Source organism: Rhizobium oryzihabitans, assembly GCF_010669145.1.
Classification (GTDB): Bacteria; Pseudomonadota; Alphaproteobacteria; order Rhizobiales; family Rhizobiaceae; genus Agrobacterium; species Agrobacterium oryzihabitans.
Genome location: NZ_CP048637.1, coordinates 187,912 through 208,131 on the forward strand (window position 1 = coordinate 187,912; position 20,220 = coordinate 208,131).

The 20,220-nt window shown below is 57.9% G+C and carries 14 protein-coding genes and 7 pseudogenes; 5 read left to right on the top strand and 16 right to left on the bottom strand.

The genetic code is table 11. The annotated features are described in order from the left end of the window. The first annotated feature begins 1 nt into the window (after window position 1). Entirely contained in the window at window positions 2-673 is a 672-nt protein-coding gene (locus tag G3A56_RS26575) for a TetR/AcrR family transcriptional regulator (RefSeq protein WP_052821315.1), read from the top strand. Window positions 674-774: 101 nt separating this feature from the next. On the opposite strand, the gene gltS is transcribed toward G3A56_RS26575, so the two are convergent. From gltS to G3A56_RS26590, 3 genes and pseudogenes are all read right to left on the bottom strand, one after another. Further along, window positions 775-1,974: a sodium/glutamate symporter gene (gene gltS / locus G3A56_RS26580; protein ID WP_011983013.1), complete on the bottom strand. Its 1,200-nt coding sequence runs from the start codon at window positions 1,972-1,974 to the stop codon at window positions 775-777. A gap of 117 nt (window positions 1,975-2,091) precedes the next feature. Beyond that, a pseudogene (locus tag G3A56_RS26585) lies at window positions 2,092-3,126 on the bottom strand (ABC transporter permease); the annotation flags it as partial. 54 nt (window positions 3,127-3,180) lie between these two features. Further along, window positions 3,181-4,170 (bottom strand): IS5 family transposase, encoded by a 990-nt coding sequence (locus G3A56_RS26590; RefSeq protein ID WP_082186256.1) that lies wholly within the window; start codon window positions 4,168-4,170, stop codon window positions 3,181-3,183. A 62-nt stretch (window positions 4,171-4,232) separates the two neighbouring features. Here G3A56_RS26590 and G3A56_RS29150 point away from each other — a divergent pair. Next, a pseudogene (locus tag G3A56_RS29150) lies at window positions 4,233-4,436 on the top strand (hypothetical protein); the annotation flags it as partial. Window positions 4,437-4,442: 6 nt separating this feature from the next. Here G3A56_RS29150 and G3A56_RS26595 read toward each other — a convergent pair. From G3A56_RS26595 to G3A56_RS26605, 3 genes are all read right to left on the bottom strand, one after another. Continuing rightward, window positions 4,443-6,227, bottom strand: coding sequence for a methyl-accepting chemotaxis protein (locus G3A56_RS26595; RefSeq protein WP_082186255.1), 1,785 nt, complete (start codon window positions 6,225-6,227; stop codon window positions 4,443-4,445). A gap of 271 nt (window positions 6,228-6,498) precedes the next feature. After that, window positions 6,499-9,279 carry a bifunctional diguanylate cyclase/phosphodiesterase gene (locus G3A56_RS26600; protein ID WP_082186254.1) on the bottom strand — a complete coding sequence of 927 codons (2,781 nt, stop codon included), beginning with the start codon at window positions 9,277-9,279 and terminating at the stop codon, window positions 6,499-6,501. A gap of 272 nt (window positions 9,280-9,551) precedes the next feature. After that, the gene (locus G3A56_RS26605; RefSeq protein WP_164056926.1) at window positions 9,552-9,701 is read right to left on the bottom strand and encodes a hypothetical protein; all 150 of its coding nucleotides are present in this window, start codon (window positions 9,699-9,701) and stop codon (window positions 9,552-9,554) included. A gap of 35 nt (window positions 9,702-9,736) precedes the next feature. Here G3A56_RS26605 and G3A56_RS26610 point away from each other — a divergent pair, with 35 nt between their 5' ends. Both G3A56_RS26610 and G3A56_RS26615 read left to right on the top strand, forming a co-directional pair. Further along, on the top strand, window positions 9,737-10,018 hold the full coding sequence (locus G3A56_RS26610) for an HORMA-1 domain-containing protein (RefSeq protein WP_137067689.1): 282 nt from the start codon (window positions 9,737-9,739) through the stop codon (window positions 10,016-10,018). Next, a pseudogene (locus G3A56_RS26615) lies at window positions 10,015-10,485 on the top strand (AAA family ATPase); the annotation flags it as partial. The gene G3A56_RS26610 and the pseudogene G3A56_RS26615, both read left to right, overlap by 4 nt. 152 nt (window positions 10,486-10,637) lie before the next feature. Here the strand turns inward: G3A56_RS26615 and G3A56_RS26620 are convergent. Continuing rightward, window positions 10,638-10,802, bottom strand: a pseudogene (locus G3A56_RS26620) (IS110 family transposase); the annotation flags it as partial. A gap of 226 nt (window positions 10,803-11,028) precedes the next feature. Here G3A56_RS26620 and G3A56_RS29155 point away from each other — a divergent pair. Then, window positions 11,029-11,145, top strand: a pseudogene (locus G3A56_RS29155) (pseudoazurin); the annotation flags it as partial. A gap of 337 nt (window positions 11,146-11,482) precedes the next feature. Here G3A56_RS29155 and G3A56_RS26630 read toward each other — a convergent pair. The 9 genes and pseudogenes from G3A56_RS26630 to G3A56_RS26670 all read right to left on the bottom strand — a co-directional run bounded on the left by G3A56_RS26630 (window position 11,483) and on the right by G3A56_RS26670 (window position 19,896). Further along, the gene (locus tag G3A56_RS26630) at window positions 11,483-11,917 is read right to left on the bottom strand and encodes a pseudoazurin (protein ID WP_425503391.1); all 435 of its coding nucleotides are present in this window, start codon (window positions 11,915-11,917) and stop codon (window positions 11,483-11,485) included. A 109-nt stretch (window positions 11,918-12,026) separates the two neighbouring features. Further along, window positions 12,027-13,019 carry an FAD:protein FMN transferase gene (locus G3A56_RS26635; protein WP_082186331.1) on the bottom strand — a complete coding sequence of 331 codons (993 nt, stop codon included), beginning with the start codon at window positions 13,017-13,019 and terminating at the stop codon, window positions 12,027-12,029. Next, entirely contained in the window at window positions 13,012-13,578 is a 567-nt protein-coding gene (locus G3A56_RS26640; protein WP_082186251.1) for a nitrous oxide reductase accessory protein NosL, read from the bottom strand. Before G3A56_RS26640 ends, G3A56_RS26635 begins: the two co-directional genes overlap by 8 nt. Continuing rightward, on the bottom strand, window positions 13,575-14,402 hold the full coding sequence (locus G3A56_RS26645; protein WP_082186250.1) for an ABC transporter permease: 828 nt from the start codon (window positions 14,400-14,402) through the stop codon (window positions 13,575-13,577). The genes G3A56_RS26640 and G3A56_RS26645 overlap by 4 nt, the downstream gene beginning before the upstream one ends. Continuing rightward, window positions 14,399-15,319, bottom strand: coding sequence for an ABC transporter ATP-binding protein (locus G3A56_RS26650; RefSeq protein ID WP_082186249.1), 921 nt, complete (start codon window positions 15,317-15,319; stop codon window positions 14,399-14,401). Before G3A56_RS26650 ends, G3A56_RS26645 begins: the two co-directional genes overlap by 4 nt. After that, a pseudogene (locus G3A56_RS26655) lies at window positions 15,316-16,691 on the bottom strand (nitrous oxide reductase family maturation protein NosD). The gene G3A56_RS26650 and the pseudogene G3A56_RS26655 overlap by 4 nt, the downstream one beginning before the upstream one ends. After that, window positions 16,688-18,607: a TAT-dependent nitrous-oxide reductase gene (gene nosZ / locus G3A56_RS26660; protein ID WP_082186247.1), complete on the bottom strand. Its 1,920-nt coding sequence runs from the start codon at window positions 18,605-18,607 to the stop codon at window positions 16,688-16,690. Before nosZ ends, G3A56_RS26655 begins: the two are co-directional and overlap by 4 nt. A gap of 45 nt (window positions 18,608-18,652) precedes the next feature. Continuing rightward, window positions 18,653-19,089: pseudogene (locus G3A56_RS26665) on the bottom strand (4Fe-4S binding protein); the annotation flags it as partial. Between the two features lie 54 nt (window positions 19,090-19,143). Beyond that, complete coding sequence (locus G3A56_RS26670) at window positions 19,144-19,896, bottom strand: IS6 family transposase (RefSeq protein ID WP_125271749.1); 753 nt, start codon at window positions 19,894-19,896, stop codon at window positions 19,144-19,146. Window positions 19,897-20,220: the final 324 nt, after the last annotated feature.

Below are 20,220 nucleotides of genomic sequence, written 5' to 3' on the forward strand. Positions count from 1 at the left end.
GATGACGCAAAAACTGACGGGAGTCAAGATCGTGGACGACAACAAGGCGAAACGCCGTGGGCGGGGTCGGCCGCCGGCTCGCAGCGCCGAGGAGACGGCCGGCGTGATCGTCGAAGCGGCGATCACCGAATTCCTGACGTCCGGATACGCCCAGACGAGCGTGGAGGCGGTGGCGCGCAGGGTGGGCATTTCCACGCGCACGCTTTACAGGCTGGTCGAAAACAAGGCGGCGCTGTTTCGCATGGCGGCCGAAAGCCGGATCGAGGCGAGCCTCGCTTCGCCGGATACGGCCGGGACGGCGCAATCGGGCGTGGAGGAGCAGCTCGCGCAGATCGTTCTGGGTTATGCGCGGCTGTTTCTTAGCGAGGAAGCGGCCAGGACAGCCCGGCTGGTCATGGCCGAAATGGATCAATTCCCGGAAGTCGGGGCCAGCTATCGGGAAATGGCCCTTAAGGTGTCCGATACGCTCGAAGCGCACATAAGGCGGCTTGCCGCCGCCGGAAAGATCGCCTGCCCCGAGCCGGCGCTGGCCGCCGATCTGCTCAGGGGCATGATCATCGGTCCGCAAAGGCAGATGCTGCTGGGGTTGAGGCCGCCCATGGGAGCCGTGGAACTGGAGGCATGGGCCGCCTCCTGCGTCCGCATGTTCCTTTACGGGTGCACGAGACTTTGAGGAGGCTGCCGCTACCCGCCCGAAATGGTCGGCGTCGATGCGCTGCCAAAACGGCAGGCCCGGCCGGGTGCAACGGTCGCCTTGTGAGATCGCCCCTGAATTCACGCAACGAACATTGAGATAATCAGCGCGTTGGCGATATCGATGAAAAAGCCGCAGACCAGCGGCACGATGATGAAAGCCCTGTGAGCAGGACCGTGGCGTTGGGCCACGGCGGCCATGTTTGCCATCGCCGTGGCAGTCGAACCCAACGCGATGCCGCCAAAGCCGGCGGACATGACGACCGCCTCGTAATCGCGCCCCATAGCCCTGAAAACGACGAAGAGCGCGTAGACGACAGCCAGGGCGATCTGGACGGCGAGCGTGCAGGCGATGAAGCCGAGCATACCCTTGAGGTCCCACAGTTGCAGCCCCATGAGCGCCATGGTGAGGAACAGCCCGAGCGAAAGATCGGAAAGCAGGGAAAAACCGTCGTCGAGGCTCGGCCAGATGCGGCGGATGCCCGCGCCGATGGCGCCGGGCAGCAGGTTTCGCATTGCGATCCCCGCCAGAATGCAGCTCACGAAGGCTGGCAGGGTAAGACTGCCTCTGTTCAGCACCTCGTTGATGCCCATGCCCAGCATGACCGTGACATTGAGGATGAGAATGGCCCAGAGCACCGCGAAATAGTCCAGTTTGGACGCTGGTTGACGGTCATAGGCGACGCCGACGTCGAGATGCCCTTCCCCGGCCGGCGCAATGCGGTGCTTGCGCATGAGAAACGCCGCCATCGGCCCGCCGATCACACATGCGGAGACGAGGCCGACGGTGTTCGCGGCGACGCCAAGCTCCAGGGCGTTTGCGATGCCGAGCCTCTCCACGAATGTCGGCGCCCAGGCGAGCGTCGTCCCCACGCCGCCGGTCAGCGAGATGGACCCGGCCATCAGCCCCGCTTTCGCCTCCATGCCGAAAAGAACGGCCATGCCGATCGCGGCGAAATTCTGGATGAAGATGAAAACGATCGCAAGGGCGAGAAGAACGAACAGCGGGCGCCCGCCTTTGAGCAGTGTGACGATGTCGGCCTTCAGCCCGATCCCGGCGAAAAAAAGCAGAAGCAGGAAGTCCTTCACCTCCAGGTCGAATGAAATCCTGACGCCGGAAAGCGGATAGATCAGAGCGACGATCGCCGCACAAAGAATGCCGCCGACGACAGGCTCGGGAATGGCATATTTCCGGAGCGTGGCGGAATGCAGCGTCATGAATTTCCCGGTGATCAGAATGACGATCGCCAGCGTGAACGAGAAAAACGCTTCGAAATGCATGATGGATTTCTCAATTTCTGGATTCCGCTCTTCAACCAACCTGATTGCCTGGCGAGAATGACTTCCGGAGACGCTACGCGCCCATGATCGGGCGCATGAAGGCCGGAGCGCCGTCCGTTACCGCAGGAATTGCCGGAAGCGCCTCAGGGAAAACAGGAACAGGAGCGTTCCTATCGTCAGCAGCGCCAGAAGTTGTGGCCAGACGACCGAAAATCCTGCGCCGCGAAACAACACCGATTGGGCGAGTATAACGAAATGCGTGTTCGGCGCCGCGAGCATGATGTCCTGAATGACTTGCGGCATGCTCTCACGCGGGGTAAGACCGCCCGAAAGGACCTGCAGGGGAAGCAGGACGAGAATCAGCAGCATCCCGAACTGGGACATGGAGCCGGAAATTGTCGCCAGATAGATGCCGAGGCTTGTCGTCGCAAAGAGGTGAAGTGCCGCACCGAACAGGAAAAGCGCAAGGGAACCGCGGATCTCGACGTGCAAAAAACCCTGAACAACAAATGCAAGTGAGAAAGCGGTTGCAGCCAGCACGACAAGCCCCATCGACCAGATCTTGCTAAGCATGATCTCCGTCGGCGTGACCGGCATCACTAGCAGGTGTTCGATCGTCTCGTGTTCCCGTTCGCGGATGAGCGCCGCGCCGGTCAGGATGATGGAAAGAATCGTCGTCGAGAAAATGACGTTCGTAACCGCGCCGAACCAGGCCCTGTTGAGCTCCTGGTTGAATTCGGTGCGCATCGCGAGGCTGACCGGCAGGGACGTCGATCCGCGGTAGCGGTTCAGGAACTCGCTGATTTCGCTGGAGAGGATTGACTGGATGTAGCTGCTGCCGTTGAAGGCCTGCGTCATGCGCGTCGCATCGACGTTGAGCTGGATAGTCGGCGACTTTCCGGCCAGGAGGTCCCTCTGAAAATTGGGAGGGATATCGATCGCGAAAGTGTCCTTTCCGGTATCCATGCGCCGGTCCATTTCGTATTGGGAGATCAGCTTCGGCGGGCTGAAGTAAGGCGGATAGAAAGCCGTCAGGATTCGGGACGATACCGGAGACTGATCCTCGTCCACAATGGCGATCGCAGCATTGTTCAAGGTCTCAGGAACCGCGGTCGAGGCCGTGTAGATCGACAGGGTGAAAGCATAGACGATCGGCGCTGGTGCACGGATCATTGAAAGAGCGGATTCCCGTCTTTGATGCTGTCGCTATTCGGTAGCCGTTTTGCGCCGGACGGATTTCGGGCGCGCGCAGGCCAGCATTCGATTGAGGGCGTCGCAGCCGAGGGCGACTTCCGTCTTCTGTGCCGCGAATGAGCGCGCTCGCAGCCGCCGTCCAATGATCGATTTGTAACGACCGATCGCGGTCTCGACCAGAGATCTTTTCCCGTAGCCGGTCGCCACCTGCCACTTCATCCGGCCATCGGCGCTGATCGCGGCTATGTGACGGGCTCGTTGACTGGAGGGGTCGGTGTCGTTGCGATCCACCGCATTGGCGCGTGGCGGAATGATCACCGCCGCCTCAGGACTGTGATCGGTAACGGCGCTATAGGTCGGCTCACCGTCATAGGCACCATCGGCCGTGAACTGGCCAATCGGCGTGTCGATCTGATCGAGTAGCGGCGCCACCTGCGAAGCGTCGCCGGCATCCTGATCGGTCATGACATGTGCGACGATGTCGCCGCTATCAGCATCCAGCGCCAGGTGCAGTTTGCGCCAACCCTTGCGGAATTTGGCACCATGCTTTTCCTCAAGCCACTGCCCCGCGCCGTGGATCTGCAAACCGGTGCTGTCGATGAGGACGTGGATGGGTCCGTTCTCCGGGATGCGATCACCTGGGAGCTTGTTCGGCGTTCTCGGCTTGACTGCCCGACGGCTCAGGGTCGTATGATCGGGAACGGCAAGGCCCAGCCCCATCAGCTTCAGCACCGACGTTAGCAAACCCTCCGTCTGACGCAGCCGCAGGCCGAATACCAGGCCCAGCATCAGGGCCGTCTCGATCGCAAGATCGGAATAGCGCGGCTGGCCACCGCGTGTTGTCCGCTTCGGCGCCTGCCAGGACGACAATGCCTCTGGCGTCATCCAGAGCGTGAGGCTCCCACGCTGACAAAGGCCCGCCTCGTATTCAGACCAGTTCGTGACTTTGAACTTCATCTTCCTGATATGATGGCGGCGGGAGGAATTGTGCTTAAACGGCATCGTGGTGGAGACCAGTTGTCGGGCTGCGCGAGCACCTACGACAATGCGCTTAACGATCCATGCACCAAAGCCGTGCTACCGGCATTACGGCGTATTTGAAAAACGGTGGTACGCTTGAGAAAGCGGCATATATGGCAAATCATTCCTCGACCAGAACGACCCAGCTTTACGATCGCCGCAGCGACGTCGTAAGCTTCGATGAAGTCGAACGAATTCAAATATTAGGCCCTGAACCGCTGCAGGTTCAGGGGTGCGCGCTGATGTAAGCGCAATCAGGCCGCCGCGCTTAAGCCTGCGGTTACATGTGAAGTGCTACCGCCAACGATTGGGAGGTAGATACTGTTCTTGCCATAGCCGCGATGTTCTGGACCACGATTCTCCGCTTCCGAACCTGGCTCTCTGGTCCATTTACGTCGATTGAGTTTGAAACGCTTGACCAGTTGCTCAAGTTCGCCTGCGCCATTTGATAAAGCCTCGGCAACAGCGCTCATACCGCTGACCATTCCGGCATTTTGCTGCGTCATCTGGTCAAGAGCGCTGACTGCCGAATTGATTTCGGCGAGACTGACGGATTGTTCTGTCGCCGCAGTCGCAATTGCTTCGACATTCGTGTCGATCTTTAAGACGAACCCTTCGATGCTCTTCAAGGACGCTCCTGTTTCGCCAACCAGACGGACACCATCTTTAACCTCACTTGTGGAATTCGCGATCAAGCTGGAAATCTCCTTTGCGGCTCTGGCTGAGCGCTGGGCGAGTTCACGGACTTCCTGTGCGACGACCGCAAAACCTTTGCCTGCCTCGCCTGCTCGGGCAGCCTCCACACCGGCATTCAACGCCAAAAGGTTGGTTTGAAATGCGATCTCGTCGATTACACCAATGATTTTGGATATTTCCTGAGAGGCCGCGCTGATGCGGCCCATAGCATTGACCGTGGAATTGACCACATCAACGGATTTGGCGGCAGCAGCACGCGCCTCGCGAACGAGGTTACGGGCATCCGTGGTGCGACTTGTCGATTCCCGAACGGTCACGGTGATCTGTTCCAGTGCCGCAGATGTCTGCTCAAGCGCCGCTGCCTGCTGTTCTGAGCGATGGGCAATGCCACCGGCGCTCTCGCTCATCTCGCCGCTCTTGGCAGACAGCATTGTCGTTTTTGCAAGAACTTCTTCCAGCGTTTCCTGAAACTTGGCGAGAGATTGGTTGAAATCGTGCCTAAGATGGTCAAACTCCGGGACGAAAGGCTCATCGATCGTAATGCGGATATTGCATTCTGCCAGCCGTTCTAGACCTGCCCCCACTTCTTGCAATGCACGAACACGTCCAGTCACATCGGTCGCGAACTTCACGACCTTGATAACTTTCCCATCGTCATCGATAATGGGATTGTAGGTTGCCTGGATAAAAACCGAGCTACCATCTTTAGCCAAGCGCTTGAATTCATCACTGAAGAATTCGCCTTTTGCCAGGCGTGGCCAAAATTCAGCATAGTCGGGCGAAGCAACATAAGCCGGCTCACAGAACATTCTGTGGTGCTTTCCGATGATTTCATCTCGAACATAACCCAAGCTGTCGAGGAAGTTTTCATTGGCAGAGAGAATTTCTCCTTCCGGAGTAAATTCAATCACCGCCTGTGCCCTGGATAGGGCGGTCAGTTTACCGTGGCTTTCAATGCTGTCGCGTTTGGTCGCAGTGATGTCGGTCGCGATCTTGACGATTTTTACAACTTTTCCACCGCGAATGATTGGATTGTAAGAGGCCTCAATCCAGATCTCGTCACCAGATTTACTGATACGTTTGTATTGACCTTGGTTGAATTCGCCGGAGCCGAGACGCTGCCAAAACGCTTTATAATGAGCAGAGGCTGCCTCCTTAGCATCGACGAATACACGGTGATGCTTGCCAATAATCTCGTTGGCTTTGTACCCGACGGCACCACAGAAGTTTTCGTTGGCGTCAAGAATAGTGCCATCCGGTTTGAAAGAGATGATAGCTTGAGAACGGTTAAATGCCTGCAAAATAGCAGCAGATTCTCCACCGATGAATGATTTAAACGGCATTTGTCCAGTCTCCACAATGATTGCGCAGCGCCTTTCTTCACATTGCCGACGCAAAGAAGTCGCCGCTATAATGATGCGCATGCTTGTTTTTATTGAAAAAAATTAAATAAATAATTTATCAACATATCCCGAAATGGAGATAGCCAGCCACTCGGTCGTGCCTTCTCAATGTTTGATGCAAACTGGGCGAAAACCTACGCCCTACCGTGGCGTTTTCGAGACGCTCCGGGTGACCACGATCCTCCTCGTGCCGCATGCTGGTACGGCATGCTCATGCTGCCGATGACCGGTTGATGCGGGCCTCTTCGCGTTCTTTCGCCATAGCATCGTGCAACGTGGCAGGCCGTCCAAAGAAATATCCTTGGAATTGGTCGCATCCCTCTTCCGTCAAGGTCGCCATTTGGATCTCGGTTTCAACACCTTCGGCAAGGACCGGTATTTCGAGGCTCTTGCCGAGAGCCAGAATTGCCCGGATGAACGCTTTCGATTGCTTATTCGTTTCAAGATCCATCACGAAGCTCCGGTCGAGCTTGATCTTGTCGAAGGGGAACGATCGCAGCGTTTCCAGCGACGAATAACCGGTGCCAAAGTCGTCGATCGCAATCGTGACGCCCATTGAGCGGATCTGGCGCAAAATATGCAGTGCACGTTGTTTGTCCCCGATGATCGCGGACTCCGTAACCTCCAGCTCCAAAAGGTCCGGCGAGAGTCCTGTGGAGAACAGAACATCCCGGACCTTATCTACCAGCTGAATGTTGGTGAGTTGTAGTGGCGAGAGATTGACTGCAATTTTCTCTTTAATCGGCCACTTTGCGGCGTCCTCGCACGCTTGTTCAAGGACCCATTCACCAAGGGCTGAGATAGCGCCGCATTCTTCCGCGATCGGAATGAATTCGCTTGGAGGAACTAGGCCACGTGTAGGATGATTCCAGCGAAGAAGGACCTCGTAGCCGGTTATATGGTTTGCGCCCGCTGCGCGCTGAACCTGATAGTTCAGGAAGAATTGCCCTTCTTTCATCCCACTCCAGATGTCCATCGCTAGGAGCCGTCGAGCTCTTTCCGCTTCGTCCATCGCGGCTTCGTAGAAGCAAACTGTCTCATCGAAGTTTTCCTTGGCGCGATACATCGCCATGTCGGCATTGCCGAGAAGTTTTTCGCGGTCCGGGGCATCGAGGGGATAGATGGCCACACCCAGGCTCGCGCCAGGCGTAACATCGGTCATTTCGAGGCTGATGGTTTCCGAGAGCGCGCTATTTAAACGGCTGATGAAGTCATGGACCTCGCTGGTATCCCGAAACGATTTGAGCGCAACAAACTCGTCACCTCCAAACCGTCCAATAAGTTCACCGGCCTGCTGAATATGCCGCATTCTGTTCGAAAGAATGCACAGTACTTCGTCACCGGTGGCATGGCCGTAAGTGTCATTGATGTCCTTGAAGCGATCCAGGTCGATATTGATCACTGCCACGCTCGTCGTAAGCGTCTCGGCTTCCCGAATCGCTTTATCTAGCGCCTCGATGAACTGCCGGCGGTTCGGTAGGCCGGTCAGGACGTCATGCCGTGCCAGATGGGCGATCCGCTCCTCCGATTTTACCCGGGCAGTGATGTCCTCAACCGTGAATACCCAAGCCTTCGTGTCGGTCGGCATGTAGGTCGCACGTATAATCTTTCCGTTCGGCAACTCGGTAATAGTCTCGCCGCCGTCTTTGTTGAGCAGAGATTGGTAGGATTTAAAGCGCTGCTCTGATCCTTCTGGATTGATCAGACAAAGCTCCTCGAGCGTCATGCCGGTCAGATCAATCGACGCAGCAACGCCGATAAGGTCCCCGAGGCGGCGATTGTACATTGCCAATCGACCGTTTTCATCAAAGAGGCAAATGGCGTTGGCCATATGCGTCAGTGCCAGCTGAAGGTCGTTCGTCGCCTTGCGCAGTTTCGCGTCGGACTCTCTCTGCTCTGTGCGATCACGGGTAATCTTGGCATAGCCGATCAGGCGACCATCGTCCGAGCGGATAGCATCGATGACAACGTGGGCCCACAAATGTGTTCCGTCCTTGCGGACGCGCCACCCCTCTCCTTCGAATTTTCCAGTCTGGGCAGCAGTGCGCAGGTTGATATCCGGCAGACCTGCCTCCTTCTCTTCTTGAGTGTAGAAGCAGGAATAATGCTGTCCGACGATTTCATGCTCCTTGTATCCCTTCGCTCGTTCCGCGCCCGTGTTCCAGTTGCTCACGCGACCATCCGGATCGAGCATGTAGAGCGCGTAATCTGACACGCCCTGTACTAGGATACGGAACTTCTCCTCGCCTGCAGCGGCGGCCGCCTCTGCGCGGACTGCGAAGATCGCAGCCGTCAAGCCCGCAAACAACATCGAAAATGCGACCGTGGCGATGGTAACGATCATGACGACAGGGGAAATCGTATGCTCCATGTCGGCGGCAGAGGGATCAGGTACGACTGTTATTGCACCCATCGCGGTGAAGTGCATCAGAACAATAGCCAGCGTCATTACAACGCTCGCAAGAAGGGTTGCCTTGCTCCGGCTCTCACCCGACAGAACCAGATGAAATGCAGGAATTCCGAGAAGCACAGCAAAGATAACTGCCAGCCCGACCAACAACTGATCCCAAACTATCTCGCCTGGAAACTCAATCGCGTTCATGCCCATGAAATGCATCGAGGAAACACCGAGACCGAAAAGTATTCCGGCTATAGCCACCCCGGATTTGTCGCTTCGGTAACTGGCGATAGCGCATGCTGAACTGGTGGAAACGATAGCGACGAGAAGCGATGCCAGGGTCAAGCCAGTTTGATAACCAACAACTACACCGGGATCATAAGCTAACATTGCAACAAAATGAGTTGCCCAAATGCCGAAACCACCCGCAGCTCCTCCGGTGACGAGCCATATGACTTTTGCGGATCCGGTTACTATGCGGGATCGGTGCAACATGCTCAAAGCGACGTACGATGAGAGAGAGCAAAGCGCTGCTGCTAAAATCACCAGGCGAGGATCGTGCTCAAACGCAATGCAATTTAATACTTGGTACATTCGCAGCCCATTTTTAAAGATAAAGCAATTCTAGTTCATATACGCACACCATTCATTTAAGAGGTTGTTACACGAAGTGAATTCCGATTGGAAAATCGTCCCTTTTAACGCGAAATTGGCTATCGTAGTTAAATTATGATTTCAAGTTTCAGGGAATTCTCTCCCTTTCGCCCTAGCTGGTAACCGTCCAACGACATGTAGACAGAACCTGTATCGGCTTCTTTGCGCCGAGGCTCGGCTACATCGCTATCGCTGTATTTCAGTATGATCGGCTATAGCGAAATCCCGGTCCGGTCCTCGATCTGCTTCTTGATGATGCCTTTGGCAAGGTCTTTCAAAAGCTCGACCGTGAAGCCACCAGCTTGCAAAGCGCCTGCCTTGGTTCTGTCCCAGACATCGGGATCGCGATGGCTTTCTTGCATGGGTCGATATCACGTTGCTCAGCAACGGCGCTGAGGTGAAAGCCGTTCGCTTCAATGTTGACACGGATGCCGGCACGCTGACGACCAGCCGGCCCGGCGGCGTTCTCTGGCCAAAGGTGTCCTCTCCGCGCCTACGCATCGTCGTGGGCTACACCGATGATTACAACAGCACCGCACGCGAACGCATGAAGAGCAAGCTCACCATCAACTGGACGACGAACCACGAGGACATCGGTCACGGTGGCCTCTCGTCGGCCGGCGGCCGCAACTATGTCAGCAGTACCTATGGAATGCAGCGAAAGGACTGGGCAGCATGAGCCAACCGACAATCTTCGACAGCGAGGTACCGCTGCCTGACGAGGGTTTGATCCGGCGAGAGAAGACCTTGCTTGGCTTTACCGACCGTTACGCGCGTGTCCACGACCAGCTCCGACTGCTTTTGAATGTCGGCGCACTCAGCGACTGGAACCGCAAATATCACGGCAGCAAACTCGGGATCTGCGACCTTGTGGCCGAGCAATACCCCCTCGTCATTTTCCATGGTGATGTTGGGACGGGAAAGACCGCTACGGCTGAATGTATCGCCAACTGCCTGGTTGCCGAGGCGAGAAGTTCCGATTCCATGCTATTCAAACTTTCCAACCGCGTCCGTGGCAGTGGCATGGTCGGCGAGATGGGAACCTTGATCACCGATGCTTTCCGCAAAGTCACCGTAGCCGCCGGGAAATCACGTCGCGCGATCCTCATCATCGACGAGGGCGACAGTCTCGCGACCGCCGAAGCTGTCGATGTCACTGACTTTGCTAAGTGAGAAGATATCTGATGAGCTCATTCGTGTTCCTTTCAAGCCGTTTTCTTTTACCTCTTGACCAGGAGCACCCGCTTGATCCTCTAGTCAAAGGTAGTTGTCCGCGTCCGGAAACCCTGGAGTTCTCAGACCTCGACTACATTGCCACCGGTCACTACATGCTTCGACATCTTCTCGCCGCTGCCTGGCGACAACGAAGTGATCAACCAGGTCGATCGGCTCAGTTCCAATGACACAAAAATTGCGCCAAGATCGATGCGGACAGCGGTCGGTTGAATGGATGCAGGTTCCATAAACTGCTCCTCCTGAGCGAGTGTTTAGATGCAACCTCACTCTGCCAGAGCGGCGGCCGCTGTTCACTCCTCATGGGATCTAAAGCCGAAAAGACAAACAACCCGCGCCCGCAGGCCCCTGCGCTAAATGGAGAGCTCCGGGCCTACGCGCGCTGACCCGATGCAACCAGAGGCAGGGGTCCCTTTTGGGAGCCGATAGGGGGTCCCGTTACGATGCCGATTGACAGTTGCTCTCATTCAGGTCGGCGAGATGCCTGCAAACGTGGAAGCCAACAAAACCACCAAGGTTCCGAACCCTATGAGAAATCGGCTGGATGCGGATTTGGCGCAGGTAACACAGTAGCAGCAATGGTTGAAAGGGAGCGGCGCGCAGCCACGCGCCGCCTCGCGCGATCGGAAACACAGGGCATTCAGAATTCGGCCCTAGTATGTGCTGCCGTTGCACGTTATCACCCGAACGTGGTGTGCGGATGTCGGTGTCGTTTACTCTTCTGCAGTACAGCTACGCTACATGCGGCGGCCGCTGCTCCGTCCGCCGCACAAGATCTATCGCCGCAGTCGTCGCCCATGCCGGCGTGCCTCAGTACCCCCATCGAACCGACAATTTTCTCTGCCAGGCTCGTCAGCAAATGGCTGAGCCGGGACGGCATTCACCAGGATGAAGGCGCTGCAGCCACAGGTCAGAGCTTAGCCAGGGCGGCTTCGATGCGTTCGTGCGCTTTCTTTGGTGCCTTCGCGGACTTGACCGCTTCGAGATTGCTGGACGGATCACCGACCGTCACGACCGCCGCCATGCCCATGGCCCAGTGCGGCGAGCACTTGATGACATAGGTACCCGCCACCGTGAATGTCTGCTTCACCGACTCGTTGATCTTTCCCTTGAATGGCTCGGCGCCCTGCGGGATCAATCCGTCCACGGTCTCTGCATTATGGCCTTTGTCGGTGGGAACAAAGGTCACGGTATCGCCAGGTTGCAGCTTCGTCAATGCCGGCTCGAACACCATCACCCCGTCCTCGCCTTTGTTTTTCATATGGACTTCGTAGTCCGCCGCGGTAGCGGCTCCGGCGATGGAGAGGGCGGCAAACACAAGCGGAACTACTTTCATGAATTGCATTACAGAATACCTTCTTTTGCTGCTGTTGGGAGGTCTCGCCGTTGACGAGACCCGACGGAACGGTTGGTTAGCGCGTTCGACTACGCGACGGGAGCAAACGACGGCCCGGCTAGAGGACCGCACCAAATCGCAGTTGCTCCCCGTCCGACGTCAAGATATCGATCGAAAGGTCGGTCTGGGCTGAGGCGATCGCACGGATGTTGTCGATGTCGTGAAGGCTGAATGCCGTCGACAACGCATCGGCCGTGGTTGCGTCCGCAGCGATGACGGACAGTCGCTTATACGAAATGGGAATATGGCCCTTCCTGGGATCGAGGATGTGCCCGAAGCGTCCCGCTTCGTCGAAGACGAAACCGGTGGCGCTCGAGGTGGCAACGGCCTTGTCGACGATGGGCAGCACCGCATCTGGTTGGTCGGAATCTTCACTGACGGCAAGTCCCACGCGCCACGGACCGCCGTCTTCCTTCGATCCCATCGCCCGCGCCTCCCCCATGTCCACGAAACTGTTGCGCATGCCTGCCTCTTCCAGCATGTCGACGATGCGGTCCGTGATGAAGCCTTGGGCGATGCCATTCAAGGTCAGGGCGCCCGATGCAGGCATGACAATCCTGTCGCGATTGAACTTCACGCGGTCAAAGCCGACCGGAGCCAGGGCTTTGGCAATCCGTTCCGCCGGCGGACCGGAGGGATCCGCGCCGGGGCTTGAGAAATGGTCGCGGTAGAGTGCCCAAAGCGGCTGCACACTGGGGTCGAACGTGCCGTCGCTCAACTCCCAGAACTCCCGGCACCGCTCGAGCAGGGCTATGAATTCGGTCGGCGGCGCCAGCAAAAAACCCTGATTGTTGAGCGCTGAAAGGGCGGAGTCTTCCCGGTAGAGGCTGAAGATTTGCTCCAGTCTGGCGATCTCGGCCGTGGCGCGACCGATCAGGCGGGCGGCGCCCGCTCGGTCCTCATGATTCAGGATAAGCCTCGCAGGCGCGCCGAGAGCCTGCCCCTCCCAGGTCACCGGGCCTGCCGCCGCACGCGCGTTCGGGATAAGAGGCAAGCCTGCCGTTGCTGCAAATATGGCGATTGCCCGCCTGCGGCTGAACCGTCTAGCCATGATCATGTCCTTTCGCCTCGGTCGAGGGCAGCTCTTCGGCACCTTTCGGCTGCTCGGCATTTTCCCCGAGCACATAGTCCTGCGGGACTTCATTGTAGGCCACCACCCGGCCGCCGTTCTTAGCGGCAAAATCGGATGCGGCTTCCCGCGTCGAAAACGGCACGGCTTCCTGTGCCCCCATGCCGCCACGCACCGCGCTGCCGATCACGTAGAACGCGCTTTTTGCCTCGATCCAGTTCGTTTCGCCGGGTTTGTCCCAGCTTGGCGCCTTGGCCATGTCCGACACATAGACGGCGGCATAGTCCTTGGGCTCCTCCGGCAGCATCGTGAAGGCGAGCGCATCGCGCGCTGAGGAAAACCAGACGGCTTCACGGACCCGGGCGTCAAGTATGACCTGGCCCTTCGGGCCGGCATGCTCCAGAACGTTCATGCCGCAATAACGGCCGATGGCCTCGGAGGTGAGCGCGAGAGGCGCCGGCGGAGCATCCTTGCCTTCGTCCTTGCAGCTTCCGAGTAACGCCAATGCAAAAAGTCCTGCGGCAACCAGGATTGCTCTCATAGTTCCCTCCTTGAGAAAATTGAGGCCGCCAGCGCGAGCGGTGCTAATGTCCAGGCGACGAGGGCTGCAACCAAGGTCAAGCCGCCAATTCCAGTATGTTCGGCAATCGCCCCCATGCCAGACAGACCGCCCGCCTGGCCGGAGCCCAGATTGAGCATCCGGTAGGCGTCAGCCGGATTGAGGATGAGAAGCGCGTTCAACACCGCCGCGGGAATGGCGTGACCGCCGGCGGCAACCAGACCTCCAAGCAGAGCCATATCGTAAATTAGGACGAAGAACAGCCAGATACCGATCGCAACGCCACCCGCAGTGCTGCGCTCGGCAACCAGCGTGCTGACGAGATAGCCGATCGCAACGAACACGCTGCCCAGAAGCACGGATGACGTTAGCATGGTGAGGAAGGCGCGCCAGCTTGCGCCGTCGATCGGCGCGCCGGTTGCCTTCAGCGCAACGGCGGCTGCACCGTAACCGAGGACGGTGGCAAAGGCGAGGATGGCCACATGCCCGACGAACTTGCCGAGGATGACCTGGTTGCGGCCGATGGGATAGCTGAGAAGCAGCAGCATCGTGCCCCTCTCCATCTCCCCCACTACCGCATCATGCGAAAGGAGAAGCGCAATCAGGGGCACCAGGAATATCGTCAGGCTCGACAGGCTCACGATCACCACATCGAGTGGATCGGCTCCCACATTGCCGGTCGGCGCACTGCCGAGGAATGACAGCGTCAGAGCCAGCGCGGCAAGCAAGAGCGTGGTCGCGAGCACCCAGCGATTTCGCATACCCTCGCGAACCTCTTTACCGGCAATGATCAACATGTTGTTCATTCGGCGGCCCTCCTTGAGCCCAGGAAATGGGCATAGAGGTCGTCAAGGGTCGGTTCGACGACGTGAAGCGAGCGGATGTCTGCAGGCCGGGCCGTGATCTTCTTCAGGACGGTGATCTTGTCGTCGCCGAAGACGTCCGCCTCCACGGTGTCTCGCGCCGTCTTTCTCCAGAGGGCGCTGTTGTCTCCCCATTTTCCGGGAGCCTCGCTGTCGGCCAGGTTGACGATCAGGCGCGTCGGCAGTCGCGCAAGCCCGCGCAGATCATCCAGGGTTCCATCGGCGATCTTGACGCCCTCATTGACGATGAGCACTCGGTCGGTTCGATCTTCGAGCTCGGTCAGCGCGTGCGATGACAGCAATATGGTCGTTCCCGCAGAACGCAAGTCGGAGATTAGCCCGTAGAAACTCCTGCGAAGGGCGGGATCAAGGCCGCTGGTCGGTTCGTCCAGCAGAAGCACGCGGGGATCGCCCAGCAGAGCCTGCGCCAGGCCGAGGCGTTGCCGCATGCCCTTGGAATAGGTGCGCACCGGCCGGTCGGCGGCCGAGGCAGCCAGGCCCACCCGCTCCAGAAGCGGGAGCGTCGTCAACGGATCGACGCGCTTGAGGCGTGCGTAATAGGCCAAGGTCTCCCTGCCCGTCAGCGCCATATGGAAGGCGACACTCTCGGGCAGGTAGCCGAGACTGCGGCGGACAGCGAAATCGCCCTTGGCCGGGTCTTCCCCGAGCACGGTGACCGACCCTTCGGATGGCCGGATCAGACCAAGAAGCAGCTTGATGATCGTCGTCTTTCCCGCGCCGTTGTGACCAACCAGAGCGACCATTTCGCCTTGGTTGAGCGCGAAGCTGACATCCTTGACCGCCTCGACCTTTCGGTAGCGCTTGGCGACGCCCGAAACCGTTACCGTCGCTTCCGTCATCGGCCCACCTCCACCATCGGCGGTGATTTCATCAGGGGATGCCTGTCCACAACCCCTCCTGGAAGAAGTGCTGGAAACTGCGCCTGGGCCCATCGCAAGACCTGCACGGCCGGGCTGGTGGTCAGCACCTTGGCCTGGGGCGAAGTCCAGAGCACCTTGTCCATCAGGTCGTTGGGCCTGTAGGCACTGTCGGCAATCCCGTCGCCATTCAGGTCGAAGGCGGGATTGTCGCTCCAGTAATTGCCGCGCCCGTTCGCCGACCAGTCGAGATAGCGGGTGCCGACATATTTAACCTGGTTGCGGTTGTTGACGAAGGCGTTGCCGGCCATGACGTTTCCTTCCGACCCAGCTGTGAAATGAACACCGACCGCGCAGCCCTCGAACCGGTTGCCCAGCAGCCGGTTCTTGTTAGCATTATAGATGAAGACGCATTTTTCGGGGCCTAGCCGCATGTCCGAATTCCCCTCCGGCTGGGGGGCCGCATCGCCACCTGGCGTCATGCCGTCGTCCTCGTGGGTGCCGGCTGTCGTCCACCGCATCTGCGGTTGCATCTTGCCGCGCACGACATTGCCGGAGATTAGCGAGCCGTCGGCCGAATTCAGCAAGAGACCATGGTCCCGGTCGCCGTCGGACAGGTTGTCAGTGATCTTCAGTCGGCGCGAAAACATGATGGCGTAGCCGACCGTGTTCCCGCTGGAGATGTTACCGACGATCTCGCTGTCATTGGTATACATGTAATGGATGGCGAAGCGAAGCGAATGAAACCGGTTTCCACTGAAGACATTGCGCTTGCTGGCATTGGTCGCGATCCCGTCGCGGCCGAAGCTAATATCATTGTCGAGGACCTTCGCCCGGGCGCATTCCAGACCGTAACGCCATTCCCCGTCTCGCTCAACCGCCCCTGCTTCGTCCCGATAATCTTGTTGGCCCGCGTGATCGAGTCCTTCGCGCCGTGGATGTAGACGCCATAGAGGTTTCCTTCGATCAGGTTGTCCTCGATGATCGCCGCGGTTGCCGCCTCGGTGGCGAAAACGCCGGAATCCATGGCTTCCAGATTCTTGCCGGAACCTCTTATCTCAAAGCCGCGGACCACGGCGCCGGGCGCCTGGATGGTGAGCACACTGCCGCGATCATTGCCGAGGATTTCGGCTCCCTTCTCGCCTTCGAGCGTCACCGGTTTATCCAGGACGAGTGGGCCTGCATAGTGTCCGGCCTTGACGACGAGACGGTCTCCCGCGGCGGCCTTTTCAAGGGCGATTGCGAGCGCTTGACCATCGGTGGGCACAACCATCCAGTCCGCGGCATTCGCCCCGGTGGAAATGGCGGCCATAAAGGCCGCCATAACAATATTGGACGTCAGGCGTCGCATCATGCCGACTTTGGTTCTACCAACATCCTGCCCTTCATCTCCATATGCATGGCATGGCAGAACCAGGTGCAATAATACCAGTACACGCCTGGCCTACTGGCCTTGAACGTCACCGAGGCGGTTGCCTGAGGACCGATTTCCATGTTGATGCCGTAGTTCACGATGCAGAAGCCGTGGGTCAGGTCCTCCACCTCGTCGATGTTGGTGATGTAGACCGTCACTTCGTCCCCTTCCTTCACATTGAAGGATTCCAGCCCGAAGGCCGGCGCCGACGAGGTCATGTAGACGCGCACCTTGTTGCCGTCGCGGATGACTTCGGAATCGGTGAGGAGGTCGATGTTGTCTTTCTTCGCCTGCGCCACCGCATCGGCGAAGAACGGGTCGTCACGCTTCCACACGCTGATCGGATTGATCTTCGATGCATGTACGATGGTCGCGTCATGCGGCTCCGCGAAAGTGGGATTATCGTGAACGAGAACCATCTGCTCGCCCGAAATGTCGATCAGCTGGTCGCTTTCCGGCTTCAGGGGGCCGACGTTGAGGTAGCGGTCCTTGGAGAACTTGTTGAGCGAGATAAGCCACTTGCCGTCAGCCTCTTTGGTCTGCCCCATCGACGAGTGGTTGTGACCCGGCTGATAATGGACGTCGAGCTTCTGACGGATCGGGTTGACCTTTTCGCCCTTGAAGGCCCGTTTGGCGTCCTCGATGTTCCATTTGACGACCTGGCTGTCGATGAAGAGGGTCGTATAGGCGTTTCCCTTTCCGTCATAGGCGGTGTGCAACGGTCCGAGGCCGAGTTCCGGCTCCGCGACCACCGTGTCGCGCGGCTTGATCTTGTCGTCGAACAGGTCGTCGAACTTGCGCACGTCGAACACCGTCACGGTCGGAGACAGCTTGCCTGCCGCGACTGCATGTATCCCGTCCGGCGCGGTATTCATGCCGTGAGGGCCGTTCGAAACCGGGATATAGCGGGTGTATGGCGAACCGTGGCGTCCATCGATCACCGGAACACCCGACATCTCCTTGAAATCACCCTTCTTGACCGCCTCTTCGATGCGCTTGAGGTTAAAGACCACGACCCAATCCTGGTCCTTGGCCATCATCTGCTCGAGATTGACCCCATTTTCGGAGTTGTAGCAGGTGGAGAAGCAATATTTGCCCTGATAGTCGGCGTCGACATTGTCAAGATTGCCGTCCACGATCACCTGCCAGGCGACCTTCATCGTCTCGCCGTCGACCGCGGTGAACACCGAGCGGTACTGGCTCGGATCGTCCAGAACCTTGCCGTTATTGGGGATCGGCACGCCGTCTTCGCCATTGCAGAACACATATCCCGTCTTGGGGTATTTCTGCACCCTGAGCCCATGCACCGTATGCTGGTTGGGCAGCTCGATGATCTTGTCGCACTTCATGACATCGAGGCGGATGCGGCAAACGCGGGTGTTCGACTTATCATTGGAGTAGAGATAGCGACCGTCATAGGTCCCATCGGTGAAGGACAGATGCGGATGGTGCAGGTCGCCGTTGTGGTAGACGCCGCCCTTGTCCTTTAGAAACTCCACGGTTTCGGGCAAAAGGCCCTCGGTCAACACCTTGATGCTCTCATTGGTGAGCCCCCAGCCCGTCGCGCTGCAACGGTTGAACACCGGGATCCGCAGCATTTCGCGCATCGAAGGAATGCCGACGACCCGCACCTCGCCCGTCTGGCCACTCGAGAAGAAGGTATAATATTCGTCAAGCTCGCCGGGCTTCACTTCCCAGCTCTGACCCTCCTTCTCGGCCGCAACCGCCGGACTTGCGATGCCGTCCGACAGTCCGAGCACTCCGCCGGCTGTCGCCGCTCCGGCCGCAGCGGCCAGGGCTGTCGTACCGAGCAGTTTACGTCTGTTGAAGGTGGGCTGGTTGGGGTCCATGGACATGTTACTTCCCTCGGTTATGGCCGTGCGCATCTTTGTCGCGACCTATTACAATTGTTTGATGGGCTTCCCGTTGTGGGTTACCACCGTCTTGGCGGGCTTTTCTCCACGAGATTCAGGTGTTGAAAGCGCCAAGAATTTCTCCCGCTTCATCCTCACTTGGATCATATGCGGGCAACGATGGTCGTCATGGTAGAGCTCCTGGCAGTGCATGCAGTAGATGCACTCGTTGACATTAATCTGTCCCTCCGGATGGATTGATTGGACGGGACATTCCTTGGCGCAACGCTGGCAGGGACTGCCGCATTCCGGATACCGCTTCAGCCATTCGAACATCCGGATACGCCCGGGATGGCGAGCGCCGCACCCAGCGGGCAAAGGTAGCGGCAGTAGAAGCGTTCGATGAAAATGCTGGCGATCAAGATCGCCACAGCGAAGACGACGAAGGGCCAGTCGCGCACGAATTTGAGGATGATCGCCGTCTGGGCTTGTCGCAAACCTTGCAGTAGGCTGAGACTACCCCGCGAACGGTGGCATTTTCACGCTTTGTTAACCTTTTGAAGTCCGAAGAGGCGCCCGAGCAGGTCATTCTGGTCGTTGATTGTCCAGTCGCCGGAAAAGCCGAAGCCTTTGCGCAGCCACAACATCGCTTCGAACCCAGCGATCGTCCGGCGCGCCGTTTTGAATGACTGGAAGCAGCCGATCTTGGGCATGTTCTTCTTGACCCGGAAGTGGTCGCTCTCGATGCCTTGCTGGAGGTGCTTCGTGACATAATGTACCGGGCTCAGATGCAGGAGCCCGTCATCGATGGCTGTTTTGATCGTTGAAGGAAACGTGTTAGCGCCATCTGTACCGATCTTACCCGGCGATAGTAGCGGCTCATCCTTGAGCATCTTACGGAAGAAGCGCTTGGCGGCGTCGAGATCGCGCTTCGCGGTGAGCAAGAAGTCGACCGGGTTTCCGTGCTTGTCGATGGCGCGGTACAGGTATCGCCACTTGCCCCGGATCTTGACGTAGGTCTCGTCAATCCTGACTGAGCCACAATGCGGTCGGCGAAACTGGCGTAGGCGCTTCTCGATTACAGGTGCATAGGCGAGGACCCAGCGGTTGATTGTACTATGGTCGACCTCGAAGCCGCGCTCGCGGAACATCTCCTCGAGATCTCTGTAGCTGAGCGGATACCGTAGATACCATGTCACTGCCTGCACGATCAGCCATGCCTCGAAATGCCGCCCTTTGAAATCGTCCTTCGACTGGCGCTTCAGCTTTTCGGCAATGGCATTCAGAATCATGGCTACGCTCCGCTACATCGGGAGCTGAATTTCCACCGTTGTGGTCAACAGCTAGTTAACCAAAAGAATTTGCGACACGCCCACGGAGCGCGTGCAGATGAAGATTAATCATCGCAATCGCCACTCAGTCACACTTGATTACATGTTCAGTCAATCAAAAAAACATTTGCATAACGGGCAGCAACCACAAAAATGCTAGGTGGCGCGCCACTCCGCTCTTCGCTCTTAAAACACAGGCTCTGCCCAGCGTATGGAGAGAGTGCTATCAAAGTATAATCGGTTGTGGTTAAAGTTGAATTTGAAGTTGAATTTTAAGAAATTACT

Excerpts from the sequence above, each read along its gene's own strand:
- G3A56_RS26595 (WP_082186255.1), bottom strand. The coding sequence starts at position 6,227 with ATGCCGTTTAAATCATTCATCGGTGGAGAATCTGCTGCTATTTTGCAG.
- G3A56_RS26650 (WP_082186249.1), bottom strand. The coding sequence starts at position 15,319 with ATGACGGAAGCGACGGTAACGGTTTCGGGCGTCGCCAAGCGCTACCGA.
- G3A56_RS26600 (WP_082186254.1), bottom strand. The coding sequence starts at position 9,279 with ATGTACCAAGTATTAAATTGCATTGCGTTTGAGCACGATCCTCGCCTG.
- G3A56_RS26635 (WP_082186331.1), bottom strand. The coding sequence starts at position 13,019 with ATGGCTAGACGGTTCAGCCGCAGGCGGGCAATCGCCATATTTGCAGCA.
- gltS (WP_011983013.1), bottom strand. The coding sequence starts at position 1,974 with ATGCATTTCGAAGCGTTTTTCTCGTTCACGCTGGCGATCGTCATTCTG.
- G3A56_RS26645 (WP_082186250.1), bottom strand. The coding sequence starts at position 14,402 with ATGAACAACATGTTGATCATTGCCGGTAAAGAGGTTCGCGAGGGTATG.
- G3A56_RS26575 (WP_052821315.1), top strand. The coding sequence starts at position 2 with ATGACGCAAAAACTGACGGGAGTCAAGATCGTGGACGACAACAAGGCG.
- nosZ (WP_082186247.1), bottom strand. The coding sequence starts at position 18,607 with ATGTCCATGGACCCCAACCAGCCCACCTTCAACAGACGTAAACTGCTC.
- G3A56_RS26630 (WP_425503391.1), bottom strand. The coding sequence starts at position 11,917 with ATGCAATTCATGAAAGTAGTTCCGCTTGTGTTTGCCGCCCTCTCCATC.
- G3A56_RS26605 (WP_164056926.1), bottom strand. The coding sequence starts at position 9,701 with ATGCAAGAAAGCCATCGCGATCCCGATGTCTGGGACAGAACCAAGGCA.
- G3A56_RS26670 (WP_125271749.1), bottom strand. The coding sequence starts at position 19,896 with ATGATTCTGAATGCCATTGCCGAAAAGCTGAAGCGCCAGTCGAAGGAC.
- G3A56_RS26640 (WP_082186251.1), bottom strand. The coding sequence starts at position 13,578 with ATGAGAGCAATCCTGGTTGCCGCAGGACTTTTTGCATTGGCGTTACTC.
- G3A56_RS26590 (WP_082186256.1), bottom strand. The coding sequence starts at position 4,170 with ATGCCGTTTAAGCACAATTCCTCCCGCCGCCATCATATCAGGAAGATG.